This is a genomic window from Pseudomonas sp. SDO5271_S396 (assembly GCF_054071795.1).
Window position 1 is genome coordinate 1 of record NZ_JBSVWB010000041.1, and the last position, 17,100, is coordinate 17,100.

General features: G+C 62.2%; 13 protein-coding genes. 1 reads left to right on the forward strand and 12 read right to left on the reverse strand.

The features are described 5' to 3' along the window. Positions 1-102 precede the first annotated feature (102 nt). Entirely contained in the window at positions 103-1,008 is a 906-nt protein-coding gene (locus ACW9IN_RS22995; RefSeq protein ID WP_457367966.1) for a sugar kinase, read from the forward strand. A gap of 96 nt (positions 1,009-1,104) precedes the next feature. Here the strand turns inward: ACW9IN_RS22995 and ACW9IN_RS23000 are convergent, their stop codons facing one another. From ACW9IN_RS23000 to ACW9IN_RS23055, 12 genes are all read right to left on the reverse strand, one after another. After that, entirely contained in the window at positions 1,105-1,380 is a 276-nt protein-coding gene (locus tag ACW9IN_RS23000; RefSeq protein WP_046383114.1) for a peptidylprolyl isomerase, read from the reverse strand. A 48-nt stretch (positions 1,381-1,428) separates the two neighbouring features. Then, the gene (locus ACW9IN_RS23005; RefSeq protein WP_457367967.1) at positions 1,429-3,966 is read right to left on the reverse strand and encodes a PAS domain-containing protein; all 2,538 of its coding nucleotides are present in this window, start codon (positions 3,964-3,966) and stop codon (positions 1,429-1,431) included. 140 nt (positions 3,967-4,106) lie between these two features. After that, on the reverse strand, positions 4,107-6,059 hold the full coding sequence (locus ACW9IN_RS23010) for an acetoacetate--CoA ligase (protein ID WP_457367968.1): 1,953 nt from the start codon (positions 6,057-6,059) through the stop codon (positions 4,107-4,109). Between the two features lie 160 nt (positions 6,060-6,219). Beyond that, positions 6,220-6,993, reverse strand: coding sequence for a 3-hydroxybutyrate dehydrogenase (hbdH, locus tag ACW9IN_RS23015; RefSeq protein ID WP_457367969.1), 774 nt, complete (start codon positions 6,991-6,993; stop codon positions 6,220-6,222). 7 nt (positions 6,994-7,000) lie between these two features. Further along, positions 7,001-8,392 (reverse strand): GntP family permease, encoded by a 1,392-nt coding sequence (locus tag ACW9IN_RS23020; protein WP_457367970.1) that lies wholly within the window; start codon positions 8,390-8,392, stop codon positions 7,001-7,003. A 285-nt stretch (positions 8,393-8,677) separates the two neighbouring features. After that, positions 8,678-10,084, reverse strand: a complete 1,407-nt coding sequence (locus ACW9IN_RS23025) for a sigma-54 interaction domain-containing protein (protein ID WP_457367971.1) — start codon at positions 10,082-10,084, stop codon at positions 8,678-8,680. 79 nt (positions 10,085-10,163) lie between these two features. Continuing rightward, positions 10,164-11,735 (reverse strand): ABC transporter ATP-binding protein, encoded by a 1,572-nt coding sequence (locus ACW9IN_RS23030; protein WP_457367972.1) that lies wholly within the window; start codon positions 11,733-11,735, stop codon positions 10,164-10,166. A gap of 10 nt (positions 11,736-11,745) precedes the next feature. Beyond that, positions 11,746-12,768: an ABC transporter permease gene (locus ACW9IN_RS23035; protein WP_457367973.1), complete on the reverse strand. Its 1,023-nt coding sequence runs from the start codon at positions 12,766-12,768 to the stop codon at positions 11,746-11,748. Then, positions 12,768-13,829, reverse strand: coding sequence for a microcin C ABC transporter permease YejB (locus ACW9IN_RS23040; protein ID WP_457367974.1), 1,062 nt, complete (start codon positions 13,827-13,829; stop codon positions 12,768-12,770). Before ACW9IN_RS23040 ends, ACW9IN_RS23035 begins: the two co-directional genes overlap by 1 nt. Next, entirely contained in the window at positions 13,829-15,688 is a 1,860-nt protein-coding gene (locus tag ACW9IN_RS23045) for an extracellular solute-binding protein (protein WP_457367975.1), read from the reverse strand. Before ACW9IN_RS23045 ends, ACW9IN_RS23040 begins: the two co-directional genes overlap by 1 nt. Before the next feature lie 131 nt (positions 15,689-15,819). Beyond that, positions 15,820-16,101 (reverse strand): peptidylprolyl isomerase, encoded by a 282-nt coding sequence (locus tag ACW9IN_RS23050; protein ID WP_431753212.1) that lies wholly within the window; start codon positions 16,099-16,101, stop codon positions 15,820-15,822. Positions 16,102-16,211: 110 nt separating this feature from the next. Further along, the gene (locus ACW9IN_RS23055; protein ID WP_457367976.1) at positions 16,212-17,060 is read right to left on the reverse strand and encodes a response regulator transcription factor; all 849 of its coding nucleotides are present in this window, start codon (positions 17,058-17,060) and stop codon (positions 16,212-16,214) included. Positions 17,061-17,100 lie beyond the last annotated feature (40 nt).

A 17,100-nucleotide genomic window follows, 5' to 3' on the forward strand; every position in this document is an offset into this window, starting at 1 on the left:
TCGCAGGCAAGCCAGCTCCCACATTTTGAATTGTGAATATTTTCAACTGTGGGAGCTGGCTTGCCTGCGATGGGGCCCTCCAGAACACCCGAGACATTGACCATGACCACCCAACCCCGCATCGCCCTCATCGGCGAATGCATGATCGAACTGCAACACCGCGCCGACGGCAGCCTGCACCAAAGCTTCGGTGGCGACACCCTGAACACGGCGGTGTACCTGCGCCGCGAGCTGGGCGACAGCGCCAGTGTCGACTACGTCACCGCCCTGGGTGACGACAGCTTCAGTGATGCCATGTGCCAGCAATGGGCCGAAGAAGGCCTGGGCCTGGGTATGGTCCAGCGCCTGCCGGGACGCTTGCCGGGCTTGTACTGCATCCAGACCGATGCCAGCGGCGAGCGCAAATTTCTCTACTGGCGCAACGAAGCCGCCGTGCGGGACTGCTTCACCACGCCTGCGGCCGAGCCGATCCTGGCGGCATTGCCGGATTACGACGTGGTGTATTTCAGCGGTATCACCCTGGCGGTGCTGGGTGAAGTCGGGCGAGAGCGCTTGCTGCAAGCTTTGATCGAAACCCGTCGTCGCGGGGGCAAGGTGGTGTTCGACAATAACTACCGGCCGCGTTTATGGGCCAGCCTCGAGGCGGCGCGCGCGGCCTATCGCAAGGTCCTGGCCGAGGTGGATATTGCCTTGCTGACCGAAGATGACGAGCGTGCGCTGTTTGGTTATGCCGACAGTGAGCAGGTGTTTGCGGCGTATCCCGCGATTGCAGAGGTGGTGCTCAAGCGTGGGGCCGATGCCTGTTTGATTCGTTGCGCGGGTGAGCGGTTTGCGGTGCCGGCGGTGAAGGTCGAGAAGGTGGTGGACACGACGGCGGCAGGGGATTCCTTCAGCGCGGCCTACTTGGCGAGTCGGCTCAAGGGTGGTTCGCCCGAGCAGGCTGGCGCTGCGGGGCATCGGCTGGCGAGTCGGGTCATTCAGGTGCCGGGCGCCTTGATTCCTCGGTGAATGGCCGCCTGCGGCGGTTCGCGGGCAAGCCCGGCTCCCACAGCCGTCCAATGTGGGAGCTGGCTTGCCTGCGATAGCGGTTTACAGCCAAGCCCCTTAGTCGCGGTAGAACACCTGCACCAGGTGATAGCCAAACTTGCTCTTGACCGGCCCATGCACCACCCGCAGGGGTTTCTTGAAAATCACCGCGTCAATCGCCCCCACCATCTGGCCTGGCCGAATTTCCCCCAGGTCGCCGCCGCGTTTGCCGGACGGGCAGGTGGAATACTTCTTGGCCAGCACGTCGAACGCTTCGCCCTTGGCGATGCGCTGCTTGAGCTGTTCGGCTTCTTCGCTGGTTTTCACCAGGATATGACGGGCTTGGGCTTTCATTGATCTCTACCGGGTACGTGCAACAACGGCGCGGGATTATGCCTGAACTCACTCGACGACGCTGATCATGCTGCGGATTTTCGTGGCCAGTACGTCAATGGAAAACGGCTTGGCCACCATGTCCATGCCGTCCTCCAGGAAGCCCTGGCGTTCGGCGGCCATCTCCGCATAACCGGTCATGAACAGTACGCGCAGGCCCGGGCGATGCTGGCGGGCGATTTCCGACAGCTGTCGGCCATTCATGCCGGGCAGGCCAACGTCGGTGACCAGCAGGTCCACGCGCAAATCCGATTCGAGCAAGGGCAGCGCCGTGCGTGCATCCCCGGCCTGGTGCGCGGTGTAGCCCAATTCATCCAGCACATTGACCACCAGCATGCGCACCGCCGGGTCGTCTTCGACCACCACCACTGCTTCACCCTCCAGGGCCAGTGGCGCCTGGCTCAGGTGCGCCGGCAGGCTGCTTTCCAAAGCGGTGCCGTGCAGGCGCGGCAGGTACAGGCGCACGCAGGTGCCCTGGCCCGGTTCGCTGTGGATGGTCACGTGGCCACCGGACTGCTGGGCAAAGCCGTAGATCATCGACAACCCCAGGCCAGTGCCCTGGCCGATGGGCTTGGTGGTGAAGAACGGGTCGAATGCCTTGGCCAGGATCTTCGGCGCCATGCCGGTGCCGTTGTCGCACACCCCGAGCATCACATAATCGCCGGCTTTCACCGGTTCAAGGGTGGTGATATCGCTGCCGTCCAGGTAGCTGTTGGCGGTTTCGATCAGCAGATCGCCACCATCGGGCATGGCGTCGCGGGCATTGATCACCAAGTTGAGCAGGGCGTTTTCCAGTTGGCTGGCGTCGGTATTCACCGGCCAGATATCCTGGCCCAGTTGTACTTTAAGGCCGATATGCGCGCCCTTGGTGCGACGGAACAAGTCTTCCAGGGAGGCCACCAACTGGTTCGGGTCCAGGGGGCGCGGATCCAGCGACTGGCGCCGTGAGAACGCCAGCAGGCGATGGGTGAGGGCGGCGGCGCGATGGGCGGAGGACACGGCGGCGTCGGTAAAACGGCCGATTTCATCGCTGCGCCCGGCAGCGATATAGCGCTGCATCAGGTCCAGGCTGCCGATGATACCGGTAAGCATGTTGTTGAAGTCATGGGCGATACCGCCGGTGAGCTGGCCCACGGCTTCCATCTTTTGCGCATGACGCAGGGCGTCTTCGGCCCGTTCGCGTTCGAACATCTCGTTTTGCAGGCGCTGGTTGGCCTCGGCCAGTGCCTGGGTGCGCTGGGCCACGCGTTCTTCAAGGTTTTCGTTGAGGTGGCGCAGGGCTTCTTCGGTGAGCTTGCGTTCGGTTTCATCGATCACAAAGATGTAGAAACCATTCACCGAGCCGTCATTGCTGAAGCGCGGCAGGTACTTCATCAGCGCATGACGGGGCCGCCCGTCGCGGTGCGGGGTGATGGTCATGAAACTGCACGCCTTGCCCTTGAGGGCGGCGGCGATCTTGTCGGCACGCCCGGCGTAGACTTCGGCACCGAGCACTTCGAGGATGGTCTTGCCGTACAGCTCCTGGGGCGTCATGCCGTACCAATCGAGGTAAGCGCTGTTGTTGAGGCGAAACCGCTCTTCGTGGTCGACATAACCGATCAGCACCGGCATGGCGTTGATGATCAACTGCAATTCGGTCTGGCTCTGGCGCAGGGCCTGCTCGGTGTGCTTGCGCTCGGTCAGGTCCAGCGCGGCCCCGAGAAAACGTGCCGGGCGCCCCTGTTGATCCTTGTAGCAGCGGCCCCGGGCAAACACCCAGCGCACCTGGCCGTCGGCTTGCAACAGGCGGTATTCCTCGGCGTATTCGGTGCCAAAGGTGATGCAGTGCTTGATGCTGCGGGCCACCATGCCACGGTCTTCGGGGTGCACGCCTTGCAGGTAATCGCTGATGGGCAGCAGGCCGGCATCATTGGGGTCGACGCCGTGCAGGCATGCGAAGTGGGCGTCGGCGATAAAGCGGTCTTCGCCGATATCCCAGTCCCAGGTGCCCACCGCATCGGTGGCGGCCAGTGCCAGTTGCAGGCGTTGTTCGGTGTTGTGCTGGGCCTTGAGGCTGTCTTCGGAGCGTTGTTGCAGCTCCAGGGCCTTGCTGCGGCGCTCGTTGGTTTCGATGGCGGTGACCAGAATCCCGGCGACGCTGCCGCCTTCGTCGCGCACCGGGCTGTAGGTCAGGTCCAGCCAGATCTCGGTGTCGCGGTGATTGCGTTGCAGCACAAAGCGCTGCTCGCTGAAGGTGCGCACCTGGCCGGCCAGGACGGCGTCATAGACCGGCGCGGTGAAGCTCTGCAGTTCCGGCCAGGTCTCATGCGCCGGTTGGCCCAGGGCCGCCGGGTGTTTATTGCCTACCAGCCGGGCGAAACCGTCGTTGTACAGCTGGGTGAGCTGGCTGCCCCATAGCAACAGCATCGGCATCGGCGCGTGGACGACGATGTCCACCGCTGTACGCAGGCTTTGTGGCCAGTCATTGGCCTCACCGAGAGGGCTTCGTGCCCAGTCCAGCCGCGCGATCAATGCTGCGGCGTCGCTGCCGGTGGATGTTCCATTCATGAAAAAGCCCTGAGCGTAACGCTTTGAAATATGACAACGGCCATTATCTCGTGGGAAATGGCTGAGTGACTACCCCGAAAAATAGCACGCATTGGGCCGTTGTCTTCAAAAGCCTGCCTCAGAGCTGAAACCTTTCATCTTTATGCCAGTTCAGGACGGTCGCGGAACTGCTCCAGGGCCTGCGGGTTAGCCAGCGCGTCGGTATTTTTCACCGCCTCGCCGTGCACCACGTTGCGCACCGCCAGTTCGACGATCTTGCCGCTGATGGTGCGGGGGATATCGGTGACAGCCAGGATTTTCGCCGGTACATGGCGGGGCGTGGTGTTGGCGCGGATCACCTCGCGAATCTGCTGTTGCAGAGCCTCATCCAGCGCCACGCCGTCCGTAAGGCGCACGAACAGCACCACACGCACGTCATCCTGCCAGCGCTGGCCGATAGCCAGGCTTTCTATTACCTGCGGGACCTTTTCCACCTGGCGATAGATTTCCGCGGTGCCGATCCGCACGCCGCCGGGGTTGAGCACCGCATCGGAGCGCCCGTGGATCAGCAGGCTGCCGTTGGGGCGTTGTTCGGCGTAGTCGCCCTGGGCCCACACACCGGGAAACTGGCTGAAATACGAGGCGCGCAGTTTTTTCTGGTCCGGGTCATTCCACAAGCCGATGGGCATCGCGGGGAAGTGTCGTGTGCACACCAGCTCGCCTTTTTCGCCGATCAGGGCTCGAGCTTGCTCGTCCCAGACCTCGATGGCCATCCCCAGGCTCTTGCACTGCATCTCGCCACGGCGCACCGGTAGTACCGGGTTGCCGATCACAAAGCACGAAACGATGTCGGTGCCGCCGGACATGGATGACAGACACAGCTCACCCTTGATCTCGCGGTACACATAGTCGTAACTCTGCGGCGACAACGGCGAGCCGGTGGAGATCAGACCTTTGAGGCTGCTCAGGTCATGGCTCAGACGCGGTTGCAGCCCGGCTTTCTCCAGCGTGCTGAGGAACTTGGGGCTGGTCCCGAACACGCTGATCCGTTCGGCATCGATCAGATCGATCAGGCGCTCCGGCCCTGGATAAAACGGCGAGCCGTCATACAGCACCGCCGTGGCGCCAAGGGCCAGCACCGACACCAGCCAGTTCCACATCATCCAGCCGCAGGTGGTGTAGTAGAACAGGCAGTCCTCGCGGGACAGGTCGGCGTGCAGGCCGTGCTCCTTGAGATGAGTGAGCAGCACGCCGCCGGTGCCATGGATGATGCACTTGGGCACGCCCGTGGTGCCGCTGGAATAGAGGATGTACAGCGGATGATCGAACGGTACCGCGACGAACTCGGGTTCGCCGCCGGCTTGATAGAAATGATTCCACAGCGTGACAGTGGCCCGGGTTCGATAATCCTCAACCTGCGCCTGAGGTCGGGCATAAGGCACGATGATCAGTTGTTCCAGGGAGGGCAGGCGTTCGAGGATTTCATTGAGCTTGGCGCTCTGGTCGATGTCTTTGCCGGCGTAGCGATAACCGGCACAGGTGATCAGTACCTTGGGTTCGATCTGGCCAAAGCGGTCGATCACGCCCTGGGTGCCGAAGTCTGGCGATGAACAGGACCAGATGGCGCCGAGGCTGGTGGTGGCGAGCATGCCCACCAGGGTCTGCCAGGTATTGGGCATGCATGCCGCGACGCGGTCACCCTGAACCACGCCGGCCGCCCGCAGGCTCTGTTGCAGGCCGGCCACGTGGGCGGCCAATTCGGCATAGGTCAGTTGTTCGCGCTGGCCGTCTTCGCTGATGGCGACCACGGCCGGGTGATCATCGCGACGGCGTAGCAGGTGCTCGGCGAAATTCAACGTGGCGCCCGGAAACCACTGGGCGCTGGGCATCTCGACGTCTTCGATCAGCATCGCGCTGGGCAGGCTGTGAAATTGCACACCGAAGAAATCGACGATAGCCCGCCAGAAATCCGGGCGTTGGTCGATGCTCCACTGGTGCAGGGCCGGGTAATCGTTGAGTTGCACGCCGTGACGGTCGTTGAGGTAGCGGCGGAACTGATCCATGCGCGTGTTGGCGATGCGTTCCGGGGAGGGTTGCCAGAGGATGTCGGACATAGAGTTGCCTCTTGTTCTTGTACACGTCTACCTAACCACACAGTTCTGAATTGTGGGAGCTGGCTTGCCTGCGATGGCGGCTTGTCAGTTGGCTAATTTGTCTCTGATACACCGCTATCGCAGGCAAGCCAGCTCCCACATTCGATCTTCTGTGCGTGGTCTATTGGGCCAGCCAACCACCGTCGATGTTCCACGCCGCGCCGCGTACCTGGCTGCCGGCCTCGCTGCACAGGAACAGCACCAGCTCGCCCAGTTGCGGCGGTGTCACGAACTCCAGCGACGGCTGTTTTTCCGCGAGCAAATCATGTTGCGCCTGCTGCGGGTCGACGCCGTTGGCGGCGCGGTCGTCGATCTGCTTCTGCACCAGCGGCGTCAGCACCCAGCCCGGGCAAATGGCGTTGCACGTGACATTGCTGGTGGCGGTTTCCAGGCCCACCACTTTGGTCAGGCCGATCACCCCGTGCTTGGCCGCCACATAAGCCGCTTTGCCTACCGAGCCGACCTGGCCGTGCACCGAGGCGATATTGACGATACGCCCCCAGCCCTTGGTCTTCATGCCCGGCAGGCTCAACCGCGTGCTGTGGAACACCGACGACAGGTTGATGGCGATGATCGAATCCCAGCGCTCCGCCGGGAAGTCTTCCACCGCTGCCACATGCTGGATGCCGGCGTTGTTGACCAGGATGTCCACACCGCCGAACTCACGCTCGGCGTAGGCAATCATGTCGGCGATCTGCGCCGGGTCGCTGACGTCGGCCGGGTGATGGCCCACCTTGCCGCCAAACGCCTGCACCTGAGCGATCACCGCGCTGGCGTCGCCGAAACCGTTGAGGATCAGGTTCGCGCCTGCCTTGGCCAGGCTCAAGGCGATGCCCAGGCCGATGCCGCTGGTGGAGCCGGTGACCAGGGCGGTCTTGCCGTTCAATGTCGTCATGAAAACCTCACACAATGCCGGTGGCGTAGAAAGTGCCGATCACCACGAACACCGCGAGGGTCTTGATGATCGTGATGCCGAAAATGTCCTTGTAGGCTTCGCGGTGGGTCAGGCCGGTGACCGCCAGCAGTGTGATCACCGCGCCGTTGTGGGGCAGGGTGTCCATACCGCCACTGGCCATGGCCGCAACGCGGTGCAGCACTTCAAGGGGAATATTGGCCGCATGGGCCGCCGAAATAAAGCTTTCGGACATGGCCGCCAGGGCAATGCTCATGCCGCCCGATGCCGAGCCGGTGATGCCGGCGAGCAGGGTCACGGTAATTGCTTCGTTGACCAGCGGGTTGGGGATGCCCTTGAGCCAGTCGGCCAGCACCAGGAAGCCCGGCAGCGAGGCGATCACCGCGCCAAAACCATACTCGGACGCGGTGTTCATAGCGGCCAGCAGTGCACCGCTGACCGCGCTTTTGCTGCCCTCGGCCAGCTTGCTCTTGATCGCCGAGAAGCCGAACACCAGCACCACGACAATGCCCACCAGCAACGCCGCCTGCACCGCCCAGATCGCGGTGAGCTTGGCGATTTCAGTGGTCACCGGCGTGCTCATGCCCGGTAACGCCAGGCTGTGGGTCTTGCCGTACCACTGCGGAATCCAGTGGGTGAACAGCAGGTTCATCACGCCCACCAGAATCAGCGGCGACAGTGCGATCCATGGGTTGGGCAATGCCAGGTTATCGGCGGTTTCCGGCTCGTTGCGCAGTTCGGTGCCGTAACCTTCGCCGGCGCGCTGGGCCTTGTTGCGCTGGCGCGCCAGGTACAGCATGCCGGCGCAGAACACGAAGATCGTGCCGATCAGACCCAGCCACGGTGCGGCCCAGGCGGTGGTGTTGAAAAAGGTGCTGGGGATGATGTTCTGGATCTGCGGCGTGCCGGGCAGGGCGTCCATGGTGAACGAGAACGCGCCGAGGGCGATGGTCGCGGGAATCAGTCGTTTGGGAATATTGCTCTGGCGAAACATCTCCGCCGCGAACGGGTACACCGCAAACACCACCACAAACAGCGACACGCCGCCGTAGGTGAGCAGGGCACACACCAGCACAATCACCAGCATCGCCTGGCGCGTGCCGAGCAGGCGGATCGCGGCGGCCACAATCGAACGGGAAAAACCCGACAGTTCGATCAGCTTGCCGAACACCGCGCCGAGCAGGAACACCGGAAAATACAGCTTGATGAACCCGACCATCTTCTCCATGAACACCCCGGTAAAGGCGGGCGCGACAGCGGAGGGGTCGGTGAGCAGTACCGCGCCAAGGGCGGCGATAGGGGCGAACAGGATAACGCTATAGCCACGGTAGGCCGCCAGCATCAGCAACGCGAGCGCTGCCAGGGCAATGATCACACTCATGGTGTGTCTCCATCGGATTGTTATTTTTGTGAGGTCTTGCGGTGGAAGGGGCTATAGCGAGATATGTGCCAGTTCGATAACTTGTTGAATTTAAAAGATAAAATATTATTTTTAGACAACGGTTTGGAGTTTTGTCTCGATCAAGAGACAGATTGAGGTCCAATGTGGGAGCGGGCTTGCCCGCGAAAGCGGTGTATCAGCTATAGATGTATTGACTGACCCACTGCATTCGCGGGCAAGCCCGCTCCCACAGTGGATTGTCTGTGTTTGGAGATTTTTGTCTCTTTAGTGAGATTGAGGTATGCCTAACGCCACCATCTTCTTGTACAACGTCGACCGCCCAAGCCCCAACTGCCTGGCCGCCTCCACCACATTGCCCTCGCAGTCGATGAGCGCCGCTGTGATGATTTGCCGATCAGACCGCTCCCGCGCGGCGCTGAATGACTCACCCTCGATGGTTCGCGCGCTGCTGCGCTCCACGGGGCTGAAGGTGCCGATGGCTGCGCGCACTTCCCGGGCATTCAACACCAGGTCGTCACTCAACAACGCCGCGCGCTCCAGCACGTTGCGCAACTCACGGATATTTCCTGGCCAGGCATGCTGAGCCAGCAGCGCCAAGGCTTCGCGGTCCAGTTCATGCTGGCTGCGCAGCTCTTCCAGGATCGCTTCGCTCAACGCCGGAATATCTTCCAGCCGCTCCCGCAATGGCGGTACCTGGATCGGCAGCACATTCAGCCGGTAATACAGGTCTGCGCGGAATTCACCGCGCTTGATGGCCGCCTCCAGGTCCATGGACGTGGCGGCGATCACCCGTACATCGCTGTGCAGCATTTCGTTGGAGCCTACGGGCTCGTATTCCTTTTCCTGCAACACCCGCAGCAATTTGCTTTGCAGCGGCAGGGGCATGTCACCGATTTCATCGAGGAACAGCGTGCCGCCCTGGGCAATCTGCAATTTGCCCGGACGACCCTTGCGGTCGGCCCCGGTAAAAGCGCCTGGCGCGGTGCCGAAGAATTCGGCCTCCAGCAGGTCGGCCGGAATCGCCGCGCTGTTGACGCTGACGAAGGCCTTGCCGGCCCGGGTCGATGCACCATGGATCGCCTGGGCCAGCAGTTCCTTGCCGGTGCCGGTTTCGCCCAGTAGCAGCACCGGTGATTCTGCGCTCGCACTGCGCCGTGCACGGCGTTTGACTTCAAGGCTGGCGGCGCTGGTGCCGATAAAGTGCGCGAAGTTGTATTTACTCTGCCGTGAACGCAGCAGCGAACGGGTGGAGGCCAGCTCCTGTTGCAGGCTCAGGTAGCGTTCGATCAGCGGCGACAGGTTGCGCAATTCATCAAACAACGCAAAGCCGATGGCACCGATCACCGCGCCGGTATCGTCGTGGATCGGCAGGCGCATCACCACCAGCGGGCCTTTGGGCGTGTCCTGGATATCCAGCAGGATCGGCTGGTCGTTGCGAACTACCTGGCGCAGCAGGCTGTTGGAAATCACCTGCTCGCACGGCTGGCCGATGGCTTCGTCGGCGCTTTTGAGCCCGAAGCGCCTGGCGTAGCGCTCGTTCATCCACACGATATTAGCGTCGCGATCGACAATCACCGTGCCTTCGCTTGACTGCTCGATGATCTCGAACAGTGACTGGATGGCCAGGCCGCGAACCTGTTGGTAGTCCTTGAGGCTTTCGGTGATGTTCATGGTTATGCTGCCAACACAAAATAGGAATGGGAGTACGGGCCTGTGGGAGCAGGCAAGCCAGCTCCCACAACGGACGCGTTTACAAAGGAATGTGTGCGGCGGCCAGCAGTTCTTTGGTGTACGGATGCTGCGGCGCTTCGAACACCGTATGACTCGCACCGCGTTCCACCACCTGGCCATCCTTGACCACAATCATGTCGTGGGCCATGGCGCGTACCACTGCCAGGTCATGGCTGATGAACAGGTAGGTCAGGCCATATTTTTCCTGCAGCTCGCGCAGCAACGCCACCACTTGTTTCTGTACGGTGCGGTCAAGGGCCGAGGTGGGTTCATCGAGCAGCATCAGTGCCGGTTTCAGCACCAGGGCACGAGCGATGGCGATGCGCTGGCGCTGACCACCGGAAAACTCGTGGGGGTAGCGATGACGGCTGGCGGGGTCGAGGCCGACGTCCTTGAGCACCCGGATCACTTGCGCATCGCGGTCGGCCAGGCTGCACGGCGCATGCACTTCCAGGCCTTCGCTGATGATCTGCTCCACGGTCATGCGCGGGCTGAGGCTGCCGAACGGGTCCTGGAACACCACCTGCATCTGCTTGCGCCATGGGCGCATCTGCTGGTGATTGAGCGGGTCGAGAGCCTCACCCTGGAAACGGATGCTGCCGGTGGAGTCCAGCAGGCGCAGAATCGCCTGGCCGAGGGTGGATTTACCCGAGCCGGACTCGCCGACAATCCCCAGGGTCTTGCCGCGCTGCACGCTCAAGCTGATGTCGTCCACCGCACGCAGCCAGGTCTTGCGCCGGAACAACCCGCTCGCAAGGGGGAATTGCACCGTCAGGTCATCCACCTGCAACACGGTTTCGCGCTCATCACTGCACAGCGCGTCACCGGCGGGTTCAGCGTCCAGCAACAGACGGCTGTAGGGGTGCTGCGGGGCGTTGAACAGTGTCTGGCAGTCGGCTTGCTCGACGATCTCGCCGGCACGCATCACGCACACCCGCTGGGCGATGCTGCGCACCAGGTTGAGGTCATGACTGATCAGCAGCAACGACATGCCCAGGCGTTGTTGCAACGACTTGAGCAGCAGCAGGATCTTGCGCTGCACGGTCACGTCCAGCGCGGTGGTGGGTTCGTCGGCGATCAGCAACTCCGGTTCGCAGGCCAGGGCCATGGCAATCATCACCCGTTGGCGCTGGCCGCCGGACAGTTGGTGCGGGTAAGCCTTGAGGCGTTCCCGGGGTTTCTGGATACCCACCAGCTCAAGCAGTTCGAGGATACGCGCCTGCGCCGCCTTGCCGCCCAGGCCTTTGTGCAGCAGCAGGGTTTCGCCGATTTGCTTTTCGATGCTGTGCAGCGGGTTGAGGGAGGTCATCGGCTCCTGGAAGATCATGGCGATACGGTTGCCGCGCAGCTTTTGCAGGGTGGCCGCCGACGCGCCGATCAGCGCCTGGCCGCGATAACGGATGGAGCCGGTGGTTTCAGTACCGGCTTCGGGCAGCAATTGCAGAATCGAGTGGGCCGTGACGGACTTGCCCGAGCCGGACTCGCCCACCAATGCCAGGCATTCGCCGGGGCGCACGTCCAGGCTCAGGTTGCGTACCACCGTTTGGCCGCTGAACGCGACGCTGAGGTCGCGGATTTCGATCAGGTTCATAGGGGGGCACTCATGAGCGTGGGTCGAAGGCATCGCGTAACGCCTCGCCGATAAACACCAACAGCGACAGGATCAGCGCCAGGGTGAAGAACGCCGTCAGGCCCAGCCACGGGGCCTGCAGGTTCTGCTTGCCCTGGGCGATCAGTTCGCCCAACGAGGCGCTGCCCGCGGGCATGCCGAAGCCGAGGAAGTCCAGGGCGCTCAAGGTGGAAATCGCCCCGGTGAGAATGAACGGCAGGTAGCTCAGGGTTGCGGTCATGGCGTTGGGCAGAATGTGCCTGCGAATGATCTTGCCATCGCCCAGGCCCAGAGCCCGCGCGGCCTTGACGTACTCCAGGTTGCGTCCGCGCAGGAATTCGGCGCGCACCACGTCCACCAGGGCCAGCCACGAAAACAGCGCCATGATCCCCAGCAGCCACCAGAAATTCGGCTCGACAAAGCCCGACAGGATGATCAGCAGGTACAGCACCGGCAGCCCCGACCACACCTCGAGAATGCGTTGGCCGAGCAAGTCGACCCAGCCGCCGTAATAACCTTGCAAGGCGCCCGCCGCGATGCCGATGGCGGCGCTGATGGCGGTGAGTGCCAGGGCAAACAGGATCGACACCCGCGCGCCGAAGATCACCCGCGCCAGCACATCCCGCGACTGGTCATCGGTGCCCAGCCAATTCACCGTCGATGGCGGGCTGGGGGCAGGGCGGGTCAGTTCATAGTTGGGGGTGTCGTCACTGAACGGAATCGGCGGGAACAGCATCCAGCCGCCGTCCTGCTTGATCAGCTTTTGTACGTAGTCGCTGCGGTAATCGGCCTGGAACGGCAGTTGGCCGCCGAACTGCTGTTCGGTGTAGCGCTTGAATACCGGGAAGTACAGCTCGTTCTTGAAGCTCAGCACCAGGGGTTTGTCATTGGCGATCAACTCGCCGCCCAAGGTCAGGATGAACAGGCCGATGAACAGCCATAGCGACCACCAGCCGCGACGATTCTTCTTGAAGCGCTCGAAGCGCCGACGGGCCACGGGAGACAGATTGACCATCAGGCGTTCCTCGCGGCAAAGTCGATACGCGGGTCCACCAGGGTGTAGCAGAGGTCGCCGATCAGTTTTATCAAGAGCCCGAACAAGGTGAAGATAAACAGCGAACCGAACACCACCGGGTAGTCCCGGGAGACCGCTGCTTCGTAACTCATGCGACCCAGGCCATCGAGGGAGAAGATCACCTCGATCAACAGGGAGCCGGCAAAGAACACGGCGATGAACGCCTGGGGGATGCCCGAGATCACCAACAGCATGGCGTTGCGAAATACATGGCCGTACAGCACGCGGCGTTCGCTCAATCCCTTGGCGCGGGCAGTCACCACGTATTGGCGCGTGATTTCATTGAGGAACGAGTTTTTGGTGAGAATCGTGAGGGTGGCGAACCCGCCGATCACCAACGCGCTGACCGGCAGTACCAGGTGCCAGAAATAGTCGGCGATCTTGCCCACGGTGCTCAGTTCTTCGAAGTTTTCCGATACCAACCCGCGCACCGGAAACCAGTTCAGCGATGTGCCGCCAGCGAACACCACGATCAGGAACATCGCAAACAGGAATGCAGGCATCGCATAGCCAATCACGATGGCGGTACTGCTCCACACATCGAAGCTGCTGCCATGGCGCACCGCTTTTCGAATGCCCAGGGGGATCGACACCAGATAGGTGATCAAGGTGGCCCACAGCCCGAGGGAAATGGTGACCGGCATTTTCTCCAGGATCAGGTCGATCACGGTCTTGCCGCGAAAGAAGCTGTTGCCGAAATCCAGCTGCGCATAGCTCTTGAGCATCAGCCACAGGCGTTCCGGCGCCGGCTTGTCGAAGCCATATTGTTTCTCGATGTCTTTGATCAGCTTGGGATCCAGACCCCGACTGGCACGGGAGCCGCCGCTGATGCCTTCCCCGGATGACCCGCCGACGGCTCCGCCGCCGATGCCTTGCAGGTGGGCGATGGCCTGTTCCACCGGCCCGCCGGGCGCGGCCTGCACGATCACGAAATTCACCAGCAGGATGATCACCAGCGTCGGGATGATCAGCAGCAGGCGCCGCACGATATAGGCAAACATCAGCGAGCGCCTCCGCGTTTTTTAAGCTCGGCTTGCATTTGTTCGTTGGTCAACGGCACGGGACTGATTTCCCACCAGGTTTCCAGGGCTTCGTCATTCTTGGCCTCGATGGCCGGACGGCCGAAACGGTTCCACCACGCAGCCGAGGTGCCCGGCGGGTAGTAATTGGGGATCCACAGGTAATTCCATTGCAGCACGCGGTCCAGGGCATGGGCGTAGGTGAGCATCTGCGCCTGGGTGTCTGCCTTGACCAGGCCCTTGATCAGGCTGTCGACGGCGGGGTCCTTGAGCACCATGTAGTTGTTGGCGCCCGGGTCGAACGCCGCTTCGGAGCCGAAGTAGTTGTACAGCTCCATGCCCGGTGAAGTGGTGACAGGGAAGCCGGTGACGATCATGTCGTAGTCCCGCGCCATCACCCGGTTCACATACTGTGAAGAGTCGATGCGACGGATATTCAGGGTAATGCCGATCTGCGCCAGGTTGCGCTTGTAGGGCAGCAGCAGGCGTTCCATGCCGCTCTGGGCGTTGAGGAAGGTGAATTCCAGTGGCTCACCGTCAGCGTTGACCAGTTTGTCGCCCACCGGCTTCCATCCGGCGTCCTCCAACAGGGCCAGGGCTTGCAGCTGTTTGTCGCGGATCATGCCGCTGCCGTCGGTAACCGGAGCCTTGAACACCTGGGTGAAGACTTCGTCGGGCACTTGCCCGCGCAGCGGTTCCAGGATCGCCAGTTCCTCCTGGGTCGGCGGTTGACTGGCGGCCAGCGGGCTATTGGAAAAGAAGCTTTGCTGGCGGATATACAGGTTGCGCATCATCTGCCGGTTGGCCCACTCGAAATCCCACAGCATCGCCAGGGCCTGGCGCACGCGGCGGTCCTTGAACATGGGTTTTTGCACGTTGAACACGTAGCCCTGGGCCGGCTGCGGCATGTCCTTGGCCAGATGGGCACGCTGCAGGCGCCCGTCATCCAGCGCCGGGCCGTTGTAGCCGATGGAATAGCCGGTGGCGGAGAATTCGCGGTTGAAATCGTAGGCGCCGCCGCGCAGCACCTGGCGGGCCACTTCGGTATCGCCGAAATACTCCAGGCTCAGGTGGTCGAAGTTGTACAGGCCGCGGCTGACGGGCAAGTCCTTGCCCCACCAATTGGGGTCGCGGGTAAAGGTGATGGTGCTGCCGGAATCGATCTTGCTGACCTTGTACGGGCCGCTGCCCAAGGGCGCCTCGTAGCCGCCGCCGTTGGCGAAGTCGCGGGTTTTCCACCAGTGCTCGGGAAACACCGGCAAGGTGGCGATGTCCAGGGGCAGGGTACGGTTTTCGTTGCTGGAGAAGTCAAAGCGCACCTGGCGCTCGCCTTCCACTTCCACGTGCTTGACGTCGGCAAACAGCGTGCGAAAGCGCAGGCTGCCTTGGGTCATCAGCAGATCGAAGCTGTAGCGCACGTCTTCGGCGGTGATGGGCTTGCCGTCGGCGAAGCGTGCCTTGGGGTTGAGGTAGAAGCGCAGGCACAGACCATCGTCCGAACGCTCCATTTTTTCCGCCACCAGGCCGTAGACCGTGTAGGGCTCATCCAGAGAGCGCTGGGCCAGAGGGGCGTACAGCCAGCCGTCGACCTGGGACACGCCAATGCCCTTGTCGATATACGGCAGCACATGATCGAAACGCCCGATCTCGATGGCCGAGCGCTTCAAGCTACCGCCCTTGGGGGCGTTGGGGTTGGTGTAATCGAAATGGGTAAAGCCGGCACGGTACTTGGCCGGTTCGCCGTACACCGTGAGGTAGGGCTGGGGCGCCGCGATCACGGCGCTGCTGGCCAGCAGCAGGGCCAGGGTGGAGCCTAACAGGTTGGAAAAAGCCAGTCGCATTGTCAGCCTTGAGCGCCGCGTGAACAGGAGATAGAGATTTGTACGCTAACGGCATCAGCGTCGCCAGTCGTCCCATGCACAACGGCCCACCAAAAGGCGGGCCGTTGTTTATAGCATCAGCACAGACTGGATCAGTCCTGGCGGCTGGTGACTTCCAGCAGGTGGTAGCCGAACTGGGTTTTCACCGGGCCTTGCACGGTGTTGACCGGGGCGCTGAACACGACGGTGTCGAATTCCTTGACCATCTGGCCAGGACCGAACGAACCCAGGTTGCCGCCGTCGCGGCTGGACGGGCAGCTGGAGTTGGCTTTGGCAATTTCTGCGAAATCAGCGCCGCCTTCGATTTGGGCCTTGAGTTCGTTGCACTTGGCTTCAGTGGAAACGAGGATGTGACGGGCGGTGGCTTTGGCCATGGGAATAACTCCTTGAGTGAAAAGGGTGAGCCTACCGGATTCAGGCGGTTATTTCCTGGCAAAGTTCCCATGGATTGCCTGAACGGCCCGCCAGCCGGGGAGGCTGTGGTTCAGGCGCGGGCCATGGCGCCGCTGCGGGTCAGCCATTCGATGAACAGGGCAAACAGCTCGGCCTGGGAGTTGATCGCCAATTTGGTGTATAGATTCTTGCGGTGCATGCGCACGGTTTCGGGTGAGATGCCGAGCACCTGGGCGGTGGATTTCACCGAGTGACCACGCAGGATCAAGTGGGCAATTTCGCGCTCGCGCACGGTCAGCACGCCGCTGCCGAACCCCATGAACGCCGCCTCGATCTGCTGATGGGCCTGGGTCTGGCTAAATGCCTCATCGCTGACCATCCGGGCCAGCCCGCCGGTGGTGCCGAAGCGGCGCAGCAATTCGCGCACCATGGCCTGCGCCGACTTCTGCAAGGCCAACTGGTCTTCGCTGAATTGCCCGGCGCTCAAACCCTGGAACATGCACAGTGAAATCTTGCTGCAGGGGCCCAGGTCGACGATGTAATAACTTTCCTGGGCACCGCCGCTGCGCAGGTAGTAGGTCTTGTAGTACTCGCTGTTGAAGAAATCATCCGGCGCAATCTGCGCCAGGTGGTAGAAACCTTCGGCCAGCCCCTTGTCCACCGCCAGGCAGAACGGGTCCAGCAGGTAGCCCCGGGAAAAGTAGCGATGAATGATTTCATCCTGATACGCCCGGGGAATGCCCTGGGAGTAGAGCAGATGCGGCGCCAGGCCCTGGCGCTCCAGGCTGATCATCATCGATTCGATGGGGGTGAGGGTGCACAACGCGGTGGCCAGGTGTTCGAGGAACGAGGCTTCGTCCACATGGATGAGGGCCTGGGCCAGGGCGTGATGCCAGGCTTCCAGTTGCTGCAGGGTCGGGGCAGGGCAGGCGGTCGTCATGACGGCCAGTCTACCCGCCCGCCTGTGCCCAGGCAAAAAC